Source organism: Sorangium sp. So ce295 (assembly GCF_051527405.1).
GTDB lineage: Bacteria > Myxococcota_A > Polyangia > Polyangiales > Polyangiaceae > Sorangium > Sorangium cellulosum_B.
On record NZ_CP150324.1, the window covers coordinates 5254318 to 5271833 of the forward strand.

Here is a 17516-nt window from a genome sequence, read left to right on the forward strand (position 1 = left end):
CGTCTCCTACGACTGCACGACGCTGAAGCTCCTCACGCAGTGCAAGCTCCCGGGGAGCTACTCCTTCGCTGGCGTGACCCGGGCAGAAAAAGTAATACAATTAACAAACCCTGCGGAGATGCAGGCGAACGTCCCCTTCGGGGCCCCGGCGCTGAGCACCGCGATCGAGGGCGGCGGCTCGGCCGCGATCGACGTGGCGCTCGTGCCGACGGGGAAGATGGCGACCACGGTGGCCTCCTCCTCGGCGCAGGATCTCTCGGGCAGCTGCGAGGGCGCGACGCACTTCGTGCGCGCCGCGCTGCTCGGGGCCTTCGCGATGACGCCAGGCAGCCGGGGCACGGCGCGGACGGTGGATCAGGTCTTCGGGGCGGCCGCGACGGCGGGCCAGGGCGGCACCACGAGCAAGGAAGGGGAGCTCGACGCCTGCCGGGCCGCGAAGCCCGACGCGCAGGCGCCGACGGAGCGCTGCCATGCGCCGCTGCGCCTGGAGCTCGTCCCGCTGCTCACGAAGAAGGCGGCGGCGGCCGAGGCTCCCGTGAAGCAGGCGGAAGACGAGTTCCCGAAGCTGTCGAGCCTGTGCCCGCTCGGGACGGTGCCGAGCGGGGCGAAGTGCTCCCCGCCTGCGCTCGCGCCCGCGCACCTGTGCGAGCCCAACGACGCCCGCTCCTGCGCGGCGGAGTGCGGGAAGGGTGATGTCGGCAGCTGCTATCACCTCGGGATTCAGTACCTGGGCGGCAAGGATTTTCCGCGCGATGACGCGAGGGCGGCGGAGCTGTTCGAGAAGGCGTGCGGCGCCGGCGTCACGCAGGCCTGCTATGCGAGGGCGAAGCAGCTCCTGCGCGACATGAAGAGCGCCAAGGTCCCCCCGGACGCCGCGGGGCGGGCCAAAGTGCGAGAGTTCGCCGACAAGGCGTGCGAGATGGGCGACGGCTGGGCGTGCTTCAGCGTGGCCGAGTGGTACCTCAGCGAAGGTCCGCAGGCGGTCCTCCCGAAAGATCCGACGCGCGCGGTCGCGTTCCTCCGGCGCGGCTGCGATCTCGGGCACGGGCCGAGCTGCAGCGCGCTGGGCAAGATGCTGGTCGAGGGGAAGCTCGCGGCGAAGGACGTGGGGGTCGCCGTCGGCGTGCTCCAGCGCGCGTGCCAGGGCGGCCAGTCCGAGGACTGCGTCGATCTCGGCGACATCCTGCGCAAGGGGCAGGGCGCGCCGAAGGACGGGGTGAAGGCGATCGCGGCGTACAGCCACGGTTGCAGCCTGGGGGACATGCGCGCCTGCAACGCCGCCGGCTCGGTCTACGCGCAGGGCGACGGCGTTCCGAAGGACGTCGCGAAGGCGTATTCGTTCTTCGAGAGGGGCTGTCCTGAGAAGGGGTTCGGGGCGGATGCGTGCTTGAGCCTCGCCGGGATGTACGAGAAGGGGAACGGCATTCCGAAGGACATGTCGCGCGCCGCGGCGCTCTACGAGAAGGTGTGTGGGACGGGCGGCTGCCTGCGGGCCGCCGAGATCTGGCAGCGCGGCGACGGCGTGACGGCCGATCCGGAGCGGGCCTACTCGCTCTACGAGAAGGCCTGCACGCAGTGGGGCGAGAAGAAGGCGTGCGACGCGTTCGGCCCGCTCCTGGAGCGCAAGGACAAGGAGCGGGCTCGGACGTTCTACGCAGACCAGTGCATGCGGACGCAGGACAAGGCGGCGTGCGCAGCCCAGAAGCGGCTCGGCGGCGCGCCGCGCTAAGAGCGGCGGTCACCCGCTTCGGATACGGGCCCATCTCGACGTTTTCGGTGCTCAGCGCACAGGAGTGCGCTTCCGCGCCGAAAACGCCGATCTGGGCCCGTCTCCTGTGCGGGTGACCGCCGCTCTGTGTTGGCTGGGGCCGTCTCCTGTGCGGGTGACCGCCGCTCTAGAACAGCTTCATCTGACGATCGGCCCCGGCGCGTGATCCCCGCTGCGCCTCGGGCGACGGGCCGGCCCGAAGGAGCAGGCGCTCCTCCACCTCGCGTACGAACGGCGACACCTCGGTCTCAACCACCTTGCCGTGCCGCGCGCGCTGCATGGCGCGGGTGAGGAACAACCGCTCTCGCGCCCGCGTCATGCCCACATAGAAGAGCCGGCGCTCCTCGGCGACGTCCGTCTCGTCCCTGCCGGGGAACCGGAGCGGGAGCAGGCCGTCCTCACACCCCACGAGGAAGACCACCCGGAACTCGAGCCCCTTGGCCGCGTGCAGCGTCAGCAGCGAGATGCGGTCGGCCCGCGGATCCCACGCGTCGATCTCGGAGCACACCGCGAGCTCGATCAAGAAGCGATCGACGTCGCCGCCGCAGCGCTCCGCGAGCGCGAGGTGCAGCTCCAGCGCCGCGTCCACGTCGGCCTCGCGCAGACACGCCGCGCTCGCCGCGCCCTCCTCGGCCGCCCCCGCCGCGGGCGGAGCGCCGGCGAGCCCGGGCTGCGCCACCTCCTCGCGGAGGCGCGCCGCGGCCGCCTTGAGGCGCCCCGCGAGCGGCCCCGGCGGTGCGGCGGCGAGCGCCCGCGCGAGCGCCTCGGAGCCCGCGCGCTCGGCGAGGAGGCGATCCGACCGCCGCTGGAACGGCATCCCCGAGCGGGCGAACGCCTCCCGGAGCCGCTCGGACTGCGCCTCGGTCCGGTAGAGGACCGCGAAATCCGAGAAGGAATGGTCGCCGCTCCCGGCAGGGTCGCCCACCCGCCCGCTATCCATCGAGAAGAACGTGGACCCGCCGAGCATCCGCTCGATCGTGTGGACCACGCGCTCGGCTTCGGCGGCTTCCGTCGGCGATTCGTAGAAGGCCACGAGCTCCACGCCGCCCGCGCTCGGCAGGAGCTCCCGCGCGCCGAGCGTCGGTGAGGGCGCGATCACCTGGAGCGCCGCCTCGACGATGGGGCGCGACGAGCGGTAGTTCCGCTTCAACCGCACCACGCGGGCCGCCGGGAAATCTTGCTGGAAACGGAAGAAGAAGCCCACGTCCGCGCCGCGGAATCCGTAGATCGCCTGATCGGGATCGCCGATGGCGCAGACGTTCCCGCCGGGAGCGACGAGCGCGCGCACCAGCCGGTACTGGCGCTCATCGATGTCCTGGTACTCGTCGATCGAGAGATACAGGGCCCGCTCGCGCGCCGCGGCGAGCGCTCCGCCCTGCTGCTCCAGGAGCAGGACGGCGTGCCCGATCAGGTCGTCGAGGTCGAGGAGCCCGCGCGCGGCGAGCTCGTCCTCGTACACCTTCCACGCGCGGTCCACGTGGCGGTCGATCTCGCCGCCCGCGGCCGGCGACCCGTGCGCGTCGGCGTGGCGCGGGCAGCGCCGCTTCAGCGCGGCGATGTCGGCGAGCAACCGGGACGCCCGCCGGTCCGGGACGCCCAGCGCCGCGGCGAGCAGCGCCGTCCGCTCGCGCTCGCCGGCGATCGCGGGCGGCGCGGCCCCCGCGGCCTGCGCGTGCTCGCGGAGCAGGGAGAGGCCGAACGCATGGAAGGTCATGGCGGGCACGCGGCCGCCGGCCTCGCCGAGCAGCGCGCCGAGCCGCTCCCGCAGCTCGTCGGCGGCGCGGCGGGTGAAGGTGATCGCGAGGCACTGCTCCGGCGGGACCCCGAGATCGAGGACGAGGTGCGCGATCCGGTGCGTGAGCGTGCGGGTCTTGCCTGTGCCTGGCCCCGCGAGGAGGAGCAGCGCGCCGTCCGTGATCTCCGCCGCGGCCCGCTGCTCCGGGTCGAGCGCGTCGAGCGGCGCTGCGCCGGGCGGCGCAGGCGGCGCGCCGCGGGACACCTCGCCGGCCGGGGCCGGGCGAGGCGCCGCGTCGGCCCGGCCGCGGCGCGGAGGGGGGCGCGACGCCGCGGGAGCGCGCGCCACCGAGGGAGGCGGCTGCGGCGCCGCGGCCTCCGGCAGGAAGAGGAGCCCGCCCCCGCGGCGCTGCGCGAGCTCCTCCGGCTGGAAGACCCGGATCGCGCCGTACTCGCCGTCGTAGCCTGCGTCGCGGATCACGCGCCCTTCGCGCATCCGCGCGATCGCCTCGGCGAGCAGGGGCGTGCCGGCGCGCTCGATCTCGTCGAGCGGGGCGTCGCCGAGGAGGAACAGCTCGGGGCCGATGCGCGACAGCACCCCGTCGTAGCTCCGCTGCACCACCTTGCTGGCGGCGCCCACGCCGTGGAGCTCGGCCAGCACCTCGGGCAGCGGCACCAGGTTGCGGAACTCGCTCGCGCCCTCGGGGCGCACGCCCTCGTCGCGATCGGCGAGCTCCTCGACCCGGTGCAGCACGCCCACCGTGACCGGGTGCCCGCACACGGGGCAGGCGAGGGCGAGCGCCCGCGTCTCCGCGGGCGAGAGCACGACATTGCACTTACGGTGGCCGTCGAGGTGGTATTTGCCCTCTTCCGGGAAGAACTCCACCGTGCCCCCGAAGCCCTCACCGGTCTCCAGGGCGCGCCGGATCGCGAAGTAGTCGAGCGGGGCGTCGAAGGCCGTGGCCTCGCGCCCGAGCTTCGCGGGCGAGTGCGCGTCCGAGCTCGAGACGAGCCGGTACCGATCGAGCCCGGAGATCCGCCAGTTCATCGCAGGATCGGACGAGAGCCCGGTCTCGAGCGCGAAGATGTGGGGCGCGAGATCGCCATAACACTCCTCGACCGCGTCGAAGCCCGCCTTGGAGCCCAGCACCGAGAACCAGGGAGTCCAGATGTGCGCCGGCACGAGGTAGGAGCCCTCGCCGGCCTCCAGCACGATCTCGAGAAGGTGGCGCGAATCGAGCCCGAGGATGGGCCGCCCGTCGGCGGTCAGGTTGCCGATCTTGGAGAGCGCGCGGACGATGCGCTCCGCCGCGTCGAAGCTGGGCGCGTAGAGGAGGTGATGGATCTTCCGCGTCCGATCTCCCTTCTTGTAGATCGTCGAGATCTCCACCGAGAGGACGAAGCGCGTCTCTCCGCGGCAGGCCCCGGGGAGCCGATCCGAGACCGCGCGGCCGAGATCGTCCCGCAGGCGGAAGAGCCCGGGCTCGGCGGGCACGAGGTGCTCGCGGAGCTCGGCCATCCACGCTGGATGGGTGAAGTCCCCCGTGCCCAGCACCGCGATGCCCTTGCGCTGAGCCCAGTAGCTCAGATGCGCGAGATCGCAATCGCTGCTCGTCGCGCGGGAGTACTTCGAGTGCACATGGAGGTCTGCATAAAAACGCATGGTGTTCCGCCGTGAGGTGCCGTTTACCTATCGAGCTCCCTCGCGCTGTCAATCGCGGATACCATCAATCTCGATGAAATATGGCTGGAAATTGAGGTAGGCTGATCGCAATGCGCTGCGATGCGTGAGAGTCCTTGTCCTGTGGCAAAAGGCGCTCGCTCGATGCAATGCCGTTCGACGGGCTCGCCCGTGTGGCAAGAGATGCTCGCCCCGAACCTACACGCGCGGGCGCGAGCCCCGGTCCGGAGGGGACCGCCGGCCGCTGCGAGGCATCACGAGGTCACGGGGTCGCGGTCGAGGGCGCCGGGGTCTTGCGGGTCAGGTAGAAGAAATCGCGCAGGGAGCGCTTGCGGATGTACTCGTCTTCCGAGAACTCGAAGCCGCTCGCCAGCGCGACCGGCGCGAGGGCGCCGCCCTCACCCGGCTCGTAGAGGAGGAACTTCGGGTACGACCAGTTCACGTCGAGCTGCGCCACCGCCGAGGCGCCGGCGTGCTGCATGCCGAGCGCGATGGCGGGCGCCGTCGTGTGATTGCTGATCCCGACGTAGAGGACCTTGCCGTCGCGGTCGAGCCCCACCGCGGAGCGGCGGATCACCGTGTTGCCGTCCAGCGTGGCGCCCCAGTTGCGGACCTGCGGCGCGCGGAGCAGCGGGTGCAGCTCGCCCTCGTCGACCATGCAGCTCGGCGTCTGCCGCCACCACGGCATGTCGCTCTCTCCCGCCGAAAGCCTGGTCCATGGCGCGATCTGCAGCCGTCCGTCGCCGCGCCGCGCGAGCGTGCAGCCCTGGTCCCGGGGGCGCACAAGCGTCACGCCGTCGACCCGCATCCCCCACTGGCCGTGCTCGGTCATGAAGCCGCCGTTGAACGCCGCGAGCAGCCGCCCGTGGTCCGCCTCCGGGATCTTCGCGGGCCGCTCGTAGGGCTTGCCCTCCTCGGTCGTCGCCGCCGGCTCCCGGGAGCCGGCCATGAGGTGCACATCGACCCGCGCGAGATCCACCGCCACGATGAACAGCTCCGCCCAGGAGCGGTTCGGATCCGGGTGGAGCAGCGTCTTGTGGAGGCGCGGCGCGTCGCTCGGATGGGCGTGATCCGCGATGGGCACCCACCGCCCGTCGCCGGGAGCCGACCAGGCCGCGTGCGAGGGGCCGACGTCCGTCGGCCGGAACGCCGCCGCGCCGGCGCCCCCAGCGGCCGGGCTCGGCGTTGCAGCCGCCGACGGTGAGGCGGTCGCGGCAGGGCCCGGCGGCTCGGGCACCTCCCAGTACGTCTTCGGCGGCTCGTCCTTGCGCCAGAGCTGGTGGACGCGATCCTCCAGGGCGTAGGCGGTCTCCTCGAGCGCCGTCACGTTCTCGGCCCCGATCACCGAACGCAGCCCGTTCGCGACGAGCGGGCCCATCCATGGGATGCGGTGCACCGCGATCCATAACCCGGCCCCGGAGAGCACCGGGACGGCGACGGCACCGAGAGCCCAGCGCCGAAGCCGGGATCGGGGCGACCGAAGGACGGGGCGCTCCGGAGCGGAGTGCCCGACCTGAGCCGGCGTTTTCGAGGCTTCGGCGGTTTCGGCCATGGCGTGCTGCTCTGCTTCGAAGGGGAGGGAAGACGCTGGAGGTCGCGGGCGACGCGGGGCGACCTGCGAGCGCGAGCGCACGAGAAGCGGGCCCTCCGCTCGGGCGACGGTCTAGCATGGTGCGCCGCGCGCGCGGAGGGCGCTCCGCGCACCGCGAGCGGAGCGGCTCGACTTCCTCACCACGCCGTACTAGAGTCGCCGCCTCGGACTGACCTGGCACGGGTCGCGGTGCTCGGTCGCTGTCATTGGTCCTCGCAGCCCCCGCTCAAGGGGGCGCGAGGCGGCAGCTCTCCGTGATCGAACCCTCTTCGCAAGGAGGGCGCGGTGCCGCGGCGTACTTTCCGCCCTTGCTCAGGAGGGGCTGTGATCCAGCCCGATTCCAGCCCGATGTCCATGCAATTTGCCGATCTCAAGCTCATCGAACCGCTTCTCCGCGCCATCGAGGCCGAGGGGTACAGCGCCCCGACGCCCATCCAGCAGCAGGCCATCCCGCCGATCCTAGAGGGCAACGACCTCCTCGGTTGCGCGCAGACCGGCACGGGCAAGACCGCCGCGTTCGCGCTGCCGATCCTGCAGCGCCTCGCGCAGAGCGGCGGGCCGAGGCAGGGCGGGCTCCGCGTGCTCGTGCTCACCCCGACGCGCGAGCTCGCGGCGCAGGTCGCCGAGAGCTTCACCACGTACGGCAAGAACCTCGGCCTGCGGACCGCGGTCGTCTTCGGCGGGGTGGGGCAGCGCCCCCAGATGGAGGCGCTGCGCCGCGGCGTCGACGTGCTCGTGGCGACGCCGGGCCGGCTGCTCGATCTCTGCTCGCAGGGCATCGCCCCGTTCGGTCGGCTCGACACGCTCGTCCTCGACGAGGCCGATCGGATGCTGGACATGGGGTTCATCCACGACATCCGGCGCGTGCTCGCGATGCTGCCCGAGCGTCGGCAGACGCTCCTGTTCTCTGCGACGATGCCGCCGGACATCCTGAAGCTCGCGAACAGCATCCTGCGCAGCCCGGTGCGCGTCGAGGTCGCGCGGATCGCCACGACGGCCGAGAACATCGACCAGCGGGTGGTCTTCGTCGAGCGGTCCGACAAGCGCGCGATGCTGGAGCACGTGCTCAAGGATCCTGCGCTCCGCCGGGCGATCGTGTTCACCCGCACCAAGCACGGCGCCAACCGCGTGGTCCAGCAGCTCAGCCGTGCGCGCATCGAGGCGGTCGCCATCCACGGGAACAAGTCCCAGGGCGCGCGCGAGCGGGCGCTCGCGAGCTTCAAGCAGGGGACGACGAGCGTGCTCGTCGCGACCGACATCGCGGCGCGCGGCATCGACATCGACGACATCTCGCACGTGATCAACTACGACCTCCCGAACATCCCGGAGAGCTACGTGCACCGCATCGGCCGCACGGCGCGCGCCGGGGCGTCCGGGGTGGCGCTCTCGTTCTGCGACAGCGAGGAGCGCGCTTATCTCGCCGACATCGAGCGCCTCATCCAGAAGCGCCTACCCCTCCTCGCCGACCCCGGGGTTCCCGCCTTCCAGATCGATCCCAGGCCCGCACCGCAGGCGCAGGGGCAAGCTCGCCCGCAGGCGCAGGGCCGGCCGCAGGGACAGGGCCGTCCACACCCCCAGGGGCAAGCTCGCCCGCAGGGACAGGGCCGGCCGCAGGGACAGGGCCGTCCACACCCCCAGGGGCAAGCTCGCCCGCAGGCGCAGGGCCGGCCGCAGGGACAGGGCCGTCCACACCCCCAGGGGCAAGCTCGCCCGCAGGCGCAGGCCTCCGCGCAGGCGCAGCCCCCGGCGCGGCCGCAGCCGCGGCACGACACCCCTCGCGTCGATAACTGATCCTCACCGCGCTGCCCGCCGCGCTCGATCCGTCTCGCCGCGCATCGCCTGATGCGCGCAGCGTCGCGAGCCCGGCGCTCGTTGGCGCTCGCCGCGCGCCAACGAGGGTGAGGGCGCCGCTCCGAGGCGGCGCAGGTCGTCTGCAAGGCGCTCAGGTCGCTTGCGACCCGACCATGCCTGAATGACGCACTTCGACATTATCTCGTCGATGTACGGAAACTCTGGCACGATCGCCTTCATGCGCGTTCCCGTCATCGTTGTAAGCCTGCTCACGATCGCTGCCTGCGATCGCGGTGCTCCTTCTTCGAGCTCGTCCACCACGGGCGCCCAGGCCTCCGCCGATCCGGCGCCGATCGCCTCCGCCGCGCCGGTCGCCTCCGCGAGCAGCGCGCCGGTCGAGGCGCCCGACGCCAGCGCCGCTCCCGCGGCGGCCGACACCGCCGATGCCGCCGCGCCCGCGGCGAGCGCGGCGGCGGCCGACGCCGGGCCGCCCGCGGCCGACGACAGCCGCCTCTCGGTGGAAGGGCGAGCCGTCCAGGGAGGGCTCCTGCGCGCCAAGCTGAACGGCAAGCTGCGCCGCATGGCGTTCCCCGGCCATCGCGTGACCGTCAGCGACGAAGGGGAGTTCCTGATCGCCTTCTCACGCAACGCGCCAGCGCAGGAGAAGCTGACCATCACGTTCGACGACGGGCAGGTGCTCGAGAAGATCTTCGACGTGGAGCCTCGCAAGTTCGAGGTCGACAAGGTCGACCACCTGCCGGAGAACATGGTCAAGCTCGACATGGCGACGCGCGTGAAGCTCACGCAGGCCGAGAAGAAGCTCGACGCGCTCCGGAGCAAGTACACGAAGAGGAACTGCTACAAGAACGGCTTCATCTGGCCGTCCAAGGGCCCCATCACCTCGCGGTACGGCCAGCCGCGCCTGCTCAACGGCACGGACGGCGGGATCCACTGGGGCGTGGACATCGCGGTGCCCGTCGGTACGCCGGTGCGCGCGCCTGCCTGCGGCAAGGTCGTGCTCGTCGAGAAGGACCTCCCGCTGAGCGGTCACACCGTGATCATCGATCACGGGCAGGGACTGACCTCCACGTTCATCCATCTGCACGGCTTCGCCGTGAAGGTGAACGACGAGGTCAAGCAGGGGCAGGTCATCGCGACCGTCGGGATGACCGGCCGCACGAACGGACCGCACCTCGACTGGCGCATGAATCTCTTCGAGACACGCGTCGATCCAGAGCTCCTGATCTCCGCCGCGAAGTGACGCACGGCGGGGCAATGTGCCACACGAAGAGCGTTCGTGGCTGAGCTCCCCCGGGCGGAAACGTGGCTCGGGTTCGGCCCTCGAAGCGCCCGGCGCCTCCAGGCGCACGCCCGCCGTTCTTCCTTTCCTGGCCGATGATTGATCGAATGGCCGCCGAGTTCGCCGGGAGGACAAGCTCTCTCCCGAGAGCCTCTGGGCGGCATATCCCTTGCAAATTTCCGGACCGACGAAGGCACTCAATCCGGATATCGATTTTGCAAGGAGTCGGTCATGAAGATGCTGTCGCCTCGAGCTCATGGGTTTGTGGACTATGCGGTTGCGGCCCTGTTCCTGCTGGCCCCGTCGCTGTTCGGCTTCGGCGGGCTCCCCGAGACGCTCTGCTACATCCTGGGCGCCGCGCATCTAGGGATGACGCTGCTCACCGCGTTCCCGCTGGGCGCCGCGAAGCTCATCCCGTTCCCTGTCCACGGGGCGATCGAGGCCACGGTCGCCGTGCTCCTCGTCGCGGCGCCGTGGCTGTTCGGCTTCGATGAGGAGCCCGCCGCGAGGAGCTTCTATCTCGTGTCGGGCGTGGCCGTCGGCCTGGTCTGGCTCGCGACGGACTACCGTTCTTCCTATGCCACGACGACGGCCAGCGCTCGTTACCGGCCGGAGCACCGGTCGTTCTCCTGAGGGTCGTGCGCGTGCGCCTCGCGATCAACCCGGCGGTCGAGGGGGTGGTGGATCGCGCGGATTTGCGGCAAGCTCATGCGTGGCGGGAGGACAGACGCCGTGAGCGACCCGAAGAAGCCGGATCCGATGAGCCTGCGGGTGGGTGACTTCCTCGTGAAGGTGGTGCCCGTCGGTGAGACGAGCGACGCCCTCGATACCGAGGCGAACCGCGAGCGGGCGCAGCGGGCCGAGGAGGACCAGCGGGCGGCCCAGCTCGGCGCGAGCGGCGAGGGGGCAGGGGAGGCCGCGCAGAAGGCGGCGGAGGCAGCCGTGGACGAGGCGATCGAGGAGGCGCGGGCGCGCTTGAAGAGCGCCGGCGAGGACGTGCCGATCTTGGTGTGCGATCCGGTGACCGGAGCGACGTTCACCCTGGAGTGACCGAGGGCGGTACCGTCCACCCGGTGTCCCTGCGCGCCACGGTTGCGCCCGGTTCCACGGTCCCGCGCGCACCTCGACCGCGACGGAACGGCCTTCCGGCGCATCTTCTCCGAGACTCCCATCCTGAGCGCGCCCGCCTCAGGGGGCCCTGTTTCGACCAGCACGGCAGCGATGGCTGCCGTTATCGTGGATGTTCCTCTGTTTGGTTCGGCCGTCCATCCGCTCCGTCCGAAGCCCTGTCCGCTCCCGTGGAGGAAAACACGGCGCTCCAAGTCTTCAACATTGCTCCGATCCGGTCAGGGAGTTACTCCACTTCCCGCAACGACTGACGCAGGGGAGAGCCATGATGAACATGCCGATGATGCCGATGATGCCGAACATGATGGGCATGATGCCGATGATGGGCGGCATGATGCCGAACATGATGGGCATGATGCCGATGATGGGCATGACACCGATGATGAACGGCATGATGCCGAACATGATGGGCATGATGCCAAACATGATGGGCGGCATGATGCCAAACATGATGGGCATGATGCCGATGATGGGCATGACGCCGAACATGATGGGCATGATGCCGATGATGGGCGGCACGATGCCGAACATGATGGGCATGATGATGCCCGCGATGATGATGCCGAACATGATGGGCATGATGATGCCCGGCATGAAGATGGCGGCCTGAACCGAGGAACGTCGGCGAGCGGCTCAGCCCCGACGGTCGGGAGCGGGCGCTCCGGACCTGCGCAGCGCGACGCCTCCGCTGCGAGGCGTCGCGCGCGGGCGCTCGCCCCGTCCAGTCACGCGTCGGCTGCTTCCTGCGGCTTCGGGTGCTGATCCCGCGATACGAACACCGCCGCTGCCAGGTCCCCCACCACGTTGATCACCGTCCGGCACATGTCGAGGAACCGATCCACCCCGAGGACCAGGCCGAGCCCCTCGGGCGGGATGCCGAGCATCCCGAGGATCATCGCGATGACGGGCAGCGAGCCGGCCGGGATGCCCGCCGTGCCGATCCCCCCGAGCACCGAGATGAGCATCACGGTCGCCTGCTGCCCGAAGCTCAGCGAGACGCCGTAGACCTGGGCCAGGAAAAGCACGGTCACCCCCTCGAACAGCGCCGTCCCGTTCTGGTTCATCGCGGCGCCGGCGGTCAGCACGAAGCGCGCCACGGACGGCGGCAGCTTCAGCTCCTCCTCGGCCACCTTCAGCGCGGTCGGCAGCGTCGCGTTCGACGAGGCGGTCGAGAACGCCGTCACGATCGCCGTCCGGCTCCCGCGAAAGAACGTGACCGGCGACATCCCGCCAAGGAAGCGGACCGAGAGTGAATAGACCACGAACATGTGAAGGCCGAGGCCGAGCAGCACCGTGAGCACGTACGCCGCCAGCTGCTGCATGATGCCGATGCCCATGCGGGACGTGATCGTGAAGAGCAGCGCGCCCACGCCGATCGCCGCGAACCGGAGCACCCCCTCGATGAGCCGCATCGAGACGTCGAACAGCCCCTGGATGCACTCGCGGAGCCGCGCCGCCGCGTCGGTCTGGGTGAGCGACAGGGCGATGCCGAAGAGCAGCGAGAACGTGATCACCGCGAGCACGTCGCCCCCGGCCGCCGCCTTGAAGATGTTGTCCGGCACCATCCCGATGATCATCCCCACCGGCGAGGTGTCGGCCGGCGCGGTCGCCGCCTTGATCCCCCCGCCGCGCGCGAGGCTCCGGACCGCCTCGGGCAGGCCGTCGCCCGGGCGGATCAGGTTCACCAGGACGAGGCCGATCAACACCGCGATGCTCGAGACGACGGCCGTGTAGCCCAGCGTTCGCAGGCCGAGCCGACCGACGTGCTTCAGATCGAGCTCGCAGACGCCCATCACGAGCGCCGAGAACAGGATCGGGAGCACGAGCATGAACAGCAGGCGCAGGAAGATCTGGCCCACCGGGTAGGTGATGTGATCGACGATCCAGGTGAGCGCCGGATGCCCTGCCGCGACAGCGTTCGCCGTGAGACCGCCCGCTGCCCCGACCGCGACGCCGAGCAGCATCGTTCGATGCGATGACATGGCGCCACCTTACACAAGCCGCGGCGCCGCGATCCGCGGAGTTGACGCCACGCCCCCGGGCCCTCCACGGCCAACGGGGCGTCCTGCGGGCACAGATCGACCTCCGCACGCGCCGTTCGCGGGCCAAGGGCCGCCTGTCCAAGCCCACGCGGATCCATTAGGCTCCCGGCCGGCAATGCTGAAGCCGGGCGATTCGTTCGAGCGGTACACGATCGAGGCCGCCATCGGGCAGGGGGGGATGGGCTGCGTCTACCGGGCGCACGACGCGCGGCTCGGGCGGCGCGTCGCGGTCAAGGTGATCGCGGGCGGCGCCGTGGACGAGGACGCCGGCGCGCGCCTGCTCCGCGAGGCGCGCGCCGCCGCAGCGCTCGATCACCCGAACGCCGTCTCGATCTTTGACGTCGGCGAGCTCGAGGGGACGCCGTTCATCGTGATGGAGCTCGTCCCGGGCCGCACCCTGCGCAGCGCCATCAGCGGCGCCGACGCGCCGGCCTCGACGCGGGTCGCCTGGCTCTCCGACGTCGCCCGCGCGCTCGCGGCGGCGCACCGGCGGGGGCTCGTCCACCGGGACATCAAGCCGGAGAACGTGATGGTCCGGGACGACGGGGTGATCAAGGTGCTCGACTTCGGCATCGCGCGCCGCGCCGCCGGCGACGCCGATCCGAACGCGTCCACCGAGGCCCCTGCGCTGCCGACGCTGACCGCGCTCGGCGTCAAGCTCGGGACGCCGGTCTACATGGCCCCGGAGCAGATCCGCGGCGCCGAGCTCGACGGGCGCGCGGACCAGTTCGCGTGGGGCGTGCTCGCCTTCGAGCTCCTCACCGGCAGGCTGCCCTGGCGCGGCGCCGGCGACATGCTCGCCGTCGTCGCGTCGATCCTCACCGACGACGCCGACCGCGCCCTGCTCGACGCCGCCGCCGTTCCGCCGGCGGTGAGCGCGGTCGTGCTGCGCGCGCTGTCGAAGCGCCCCGACGATCGGTTCGCGTCCATGGACGAGCTCCTGCGCGCGCTGGAGGCGGCCGGGAGGGGCGAGGCGCCCGCCGCGCCTGCAGCCGCGACGTCCGCGCCGCCCGCGCAGGCGCCCGGCGTGAAGGGCAGCGAGGCGCCTCGCGGCGGCGAGACCGCGGCGCAGCGGTTCTCGACCGAGGAGGTCCGCGACGTCCTCGCGCAGGCGATCGAGCGCCAGGCATCCGCCGACGGAGGCGAGGCGCGCGCCCAGCGGGGCGACGCGCGCCTCGGCTTCGACGACCTGCTCGCCGCGGCGGAGGAGGTGGGCGTGGGCCCCGAGGCGCTGCGCGAGGCGAGCCGCGCGCTTCGCGCGCGCGAGCGCGACGGCGTGGAGCGGAGGTCGAGCGCGACGACCGCCGCCGAGCGCGCCGCGTGGCTCCGGCGCAAGCGCCGCGATTTCTACCGGCACCTCGGCGTCTACCTCATCGTCAACGCGGCGCTCCTCACGCTCGCCTTTCCGCTCGGCGTCGTGCTCTGGGCGGCGATCATCCCGCTGGGCTGGGCCATCGGGGTCGCCATCCACGGGCTTGTCGCGTTCACCGCGCACGAGGACGACTGGGCCGAGGAGGCCGAGCGCATGCAGTGGTGGCACGAGCACCATCGCCGCAGGCACGAGGTGGCCATGGCGAGGGCGATCGGCAAGGACTGGCGCCTTGCGGCGGCCCCGCGCCAGCGCATCGGCGCGGCGGAGGAGGGGGACCGTCGGGGCAAGCTGCGCGTCGAGACGGACACCGCGCGCTCCACGGCGGAGCGGGCGGAACGGGCGGAACGGGCGGAAGAAGAGGCCTCGGTCGCGGTGAACGAGCCCCAGCGGCGGCGGCGCTGACGTGGGAGCCGCGCCGCCCACGGCCTGACAAGGCGCCGGGCCGGCATGCGCTAAGCTCGCGGTCCTTCGGAGGCTCCATGTCCCAGCTGAACTTCATCGCCCGCTCGCTCGCGCCGCTCCAGGCGCTCCCGTCCTTCCTGCGCACGCGCGCGCAGACCGTGCTGTTCCGGCGCCTCGTGCCGTTCACCGGGACCGCCGGGATCCAGTTCGACGAGGTGAGCTCGGATCGGGTGGCACTGCGGCTCGCCAACGGTCCCAGGGTGCGGAACCACATCGGCGGGGTGCACGCCGCCGCGGCGGGGCTCCTGGCCGAGACGGCGACCGGCTTCGTCGTCGCCGTCAACCTGCCGGACGACAAGCTGCCGCTCCTGCGCAGCATGAAGATCGACTACAAACGCCGCGCCCAAGGCGGCCTCCGCGCGGTCGCGACCCTCACGCCCGAGCAGCGCCAGTCCTTCCTGGACCAGCCGAAAGGGGACGTGGCGGTCGCCGTCACGGTGACGGACGAGAGCGGCGCGTCGCCGATGGAGTGCGAGTTCGTCTGGGCCTGGGTGACCAAGGGGGTGTGACGCCGCCGCGTTCGCGCGCGGCGCGGGCGCGGTCAGTTGCGGCGGAGGCGCTCGATCTCGGCCAGCGCCTCGGCGAGCTGGCGCTCCAGGTCCGACGCGCGCCTGGCCTCCGCCTCGGCGCGCCTGGCCTCCGCCTCGGCGCGAAGCTCCGCCTCCTCGGCGCGACTGGCCTCGTCCGCTGCGCGCAGCTCCGCATCGTCCTTGCGCGCGAGCACGTCGTCCAGCATCACGCCGAGCCGCGCGATCAGCTCATCCGCCTCTTCCAGCTTCGCCGTCCCGCTGAAGAAGCGCAGCTTCGAGCCCTCCACCGCGAGCTCCAGCCCGAGCACCTGCGACGCGAACCGGCCTGCCTGGGGCATGACGGGCTGGTAGCTCCGGGTCCTGCGCGCCGCGTCGGCCGGCGGGAGTCGGTACCCGCGGAGGCTCAGCCGGCGCCGGTCGAAGATGAAGTACTCGGAGATGCCGAGCCGGGCATAGCGCTCGACGTTGGTCTCGAAATCCTTCGTCAGGTTGCCCGCATAGGCCACCTCCAGGACCAGATCGAGCCCCTTGCCCTCCGCGCCGACGACCCATTTCATCCTCTCGCCAGGCTCCACATCGAGGACGGCGAGCAGATCCGGCGCGAAGGCCGGCTCGTCCGGATAGAAGACCGCGAGGTTCGAGGACAGGTAGATCCTCCGCCCGCTCCGGCGGAAATACGCGTCGAGCGTCGCGATCACCTGCGCCGCCGCCACGCGGTGCGGATCGCCCTCGGGCGGCTCGAGCTCGAACTCGGACGGAAGCATGTCCACGACCCGTGCGCGCTCCTCGTCGGTCATGCGCTCCCACGTCGCCTCGGAGGGGGCGCGCGGATCGTCGGGATCGAACGCGTAGCCGTGCTCGAGCGCCTGTCGCATGGGCCCTCATCCTAGCATTTCCCCGGATCCTCGGCCTGCGAGCGCGCGGGCGCAGGCCCCCTGGGCAGCCCTCAGAGCGTCAGGATCTCGCAGCCGCCCCGCGTGACGAGCACGGTGTGCTCGAACTGCGCCGAGAGGCTGCCGTCCTCCGTGACCATGGTCCACCCGTCGTCGAGCGTGCGGATGCGGTGCGAGCCCAGGTTGACCATCGGCTCGATCGTGATGGCCATCCCGGCGCGGAGCCGCATGCCCGACCCGCGCACCCCCGTGTGCGCGACGTGCGGCGGCAGGTGCATCCTCCGTCCGATGCCGTGCCCGCCGACCTCGCGGACCACGCCGCACCCCTCCGCGCGCGCGATCTCCTCGATCGCCGCGCCGATGTCGCCGAGCCGCGCCCCGTCGCGCACGACCGCGATGCCCGCGTCCCGGCAGCGCCTGGCGACGTCCACCACGTGCAGCGCCTCGGGGCTCGGCTCCCCGATGAAGAACGTCGCGGAGGTGTCGCCGTGGTAGCCGTCGAGCTCCGTGGTCACGTCGACGTTCACGATGTCGCCCGGCAGGAGCACCTCGTCGCGCCGCGGGATGCCGTGGCACACGACGTGGTTCCGGCTCGTGCACACCGCCGCAGGGAAGCCCTTGTAGCCGAGCTGACTCGGGCGGCCGCCGCGCCGCGCCGTGTCCTCGCGCACCCACTGATCGATGTCCGCCGTCGTCACGAAGGGCTGGAGCCGCGCCCCGACGGCCGAGAGCGTCGCCGCCGCCGCGCGCCCTGCGCGCCGCATCGCCTCCCACGCGTGAGGCCTGAGGATGTCCACGTTCATGCGAGGCGTATGCGCGGGCAGCGAGCGGCCATCCAATACCGTTTTGATCTCGGGCCCTCGCGCGCGGCTCCCCGCGCGCGGGGTTCGGGCTAGAATCGGCCGCGTGAGCCTCTCGCAGATCCGTTACTTCATCGCCGTCGCCGAGGAGGGCCACGTCGGCCGCGCCGCGCGCCGGCTCCACATCGCGCAGCCGCCCCTCAGCCGGCAGATCCGCGGCCTGGAGGACGAGCTCGGCGCGCAGCTGTTCGAGCGCACCGCGCGCGGCATGCGGCTCCTGCCGGCCGGCGCGGCGTTCCTCGACCACGCCCGCACCATCGTCGCCCAGGTCGACGCGGCCGTCGCCGATGTGCGCGGCTACGGCACCGCGCCTCCCCCGGGCGATCTCGACGCCGGCCACCGCCAGCGCGCCGACCTGGGGTAG

Annotated in this window: 14 protein-coding genes; 9 read left to right on the plus strand and 5 right to left on the minus strand. The window is 71.8% G+C overall.

What is annotated here, in order from left to right:
• The first annotated feature begins 118 nt into the window (after positions 1–118).
• The gene (locus WMF11_RS19800; protein ID WP_437978578.1) at positions 119–1729 is read left to right on the plus strand and encodes an SEL1-like repeat protein; all 1611 of its coding nucleotides are present in this window, start codon (positions 119–121) and stop codon (positions 1727–1729) included.
• Positions 1730–1895: 166 nt separating this feature from the next.
• Here WMF11_RS19800 and WMF11_RS19805 read toward each other — a convergent pair whose 3' ends face one another.
• Both WMF11_RS19805 and WMF11_RS19810 read right to left on the minus strand, forming a co-directional pair.
• Positions 1896–5165, minus strand: coding sequence for a UvrD-helicase domain-containing protein (locus WMF11_RS19805; RefSeq protein ID WP_437978579.1), 3270 nt, complete (start codon positions 5163–5165; stop codon positions 1896–1898).
• Between the two features lie 280 nt (positions 5166–5445).
• On the minus strand, positions 5446–6579 hold the full coding sequence (locus WMF11_RS19810) for a hypothetical protein (RefSeq protein WP_437909950.1): 1134 nt from the start codon (positions 6577–6579) through the stop codon (positions 5446–5448).
• Positions 6580–7128: 549 nt separating this feature from the next.
• Between WMF11_RS19810 and WMF11_RS19815 the strand changes: the two genes are divergently transcribed.
• The 5 genes from WMF11_RS19815 (at position 7129) to WMF11_RS19835 (ending at position 11603) form a co-directional block, all read left to right on the plus strand.
• Positions 7129–8565: a DEAD/DEAH box helicase gene (locus WMF11_RS19815; protein ID WP_437979325.1), complete on the plus strand. Its 1437-nt coding sequence runs from the start codon at positions 7129–7131 to the stop codon at positions 8563–8565.
• Between the two features lie 238 nt (positions 8566–8803).
• The gene (locus tag WMF11_RS19820; RefSeq protein WP_437553790.1) at positions 8804–9826 is read left to right on the plus strand and encodes a M23 family metallopeptidase; all 1023 of its coding nucleotides are present in this window, start codon (positions 8804–8806) and stop codon (positions 9824–9826) included.
• A gap of 270 nt (positions 9827–10096) precedes the next feature.
• Complete coding sequence (locus WMF11_RS19825) at positions 10097–10498, plus strand: SPW repeat domain-containing protein (RefSeq protein WP_012236164.1); 402 nt, start codon at positions 10097–10099, stop codon at positions 10496–10498.
• A gap of 99 nt (positions 10499–10597) precedes the next feature.
• Positions 10598–10915 (plus strand): hypothetical protein, encoded by a 318-nt coding sequence (locus WMF11_RS19830; protein ID WP_437909951.1) that lies wholly within the window; start codon positions 10598–10600, stop codon positions 10913–10915.
• Positions 10916–11258: 343 nt separating this feature from the next.
• Positions 11259–11603, plus strand: coding sequence for a hypothetical protein (locus tag WMF11_RS19835; RefSeq protein WP_437978580.1), 345 nt, complete (start codon positions 11259–11261; stop codon positions 11601–11603).
• Between the two features lie 115 nt (positions 11604–11718).
• On the opposite strand, the gene WMF11_RS19840 is transcribed toward WMF11_RS19835, so the two are convergent.
• Positions 11719–12975 (minus strand): dicarboxylate/amino acid:cation symporter, encoded by a 1257-nt coding sequence (locus WMF11_RS19840; protein ID WP_437978581.1) that lies wholly within the window; start codon positions 12973–12975, stop codon positions 11719–11721.
• 175 nt (positions 12976–13150) lie between these two features.
• On the opposite strand from WMF11_RS19840, the gene WMF11_RS19845 reads away from it, so the two are divergent.
• Both WMF11_RS19845 and WMF11_RS19850 read left to right on the plus strand, forming a co-directional pair.
• Positions 13151–14809: a protein kinase domain-containing protein gene (locus WMF11_RS19845; RefSeq protein ID WP_437909956.1), complete on the plus strand. Its 1659-nt coding sequence runs from the start codon at positions 13151–13153 to the stop codon at positions 14807–14809.
• 77 nt (positions 14810–14886) lie between these two features.
• Positions 14887–15378 (plus strand): hotdog fold domain-containing protein, encoded by a 492-nt coding sequence (locus WMF11_RS19850; RefSeq protein WP_437909957.1) that lies wholly within the window; start codon positions 14887–14889, stop codon positions 15376–15378.
• Between the two features lie 32 nt (positions 15379–15410).
• Here WMF11_RS19850 and WMF11_RS19855 read toward each other — a convergent pair whose 3' ends face one another.
• Together WMF11_RS19855 and map are read right to left on the minus strand one after the other, a co-directional pair.
• Positions 15411–16274: a Uma2 family endonuclease gene (locus WMF11_RS19855; RefSeq protein ID WP_437909959.1), complete on the minus strand. Its 864-nt coding sequence runs from the start codon at positions 16272–16274 to the stop codon at positions 15411–15413.
• A gap of 71 nt (positions 16275–16345) precedes the next feature.
• Positions 16346–17095, minus strand: a complete 750-nt coding sequence (map, locus tag WMF11_RS19860; protein WP_437553801.1) for a type I methionyl aminopeptidase — start codon at positions 17093–17095, stop codon at positions 16346–16348.
• 103 nt (positions 17096–17198) lie between these two features.
• On the opposite strand from map, the gene WMF11_RS19865 reads away from it, so the two are divergent.
• Entirely contained in the window at positions 17199–17516 is a 318-nt protein-coding gene (locus tag WMF11_RS19865) for a LysR family transcriptional regulator (RefSeq protein ID WP_437978582.1), read from the plus strand.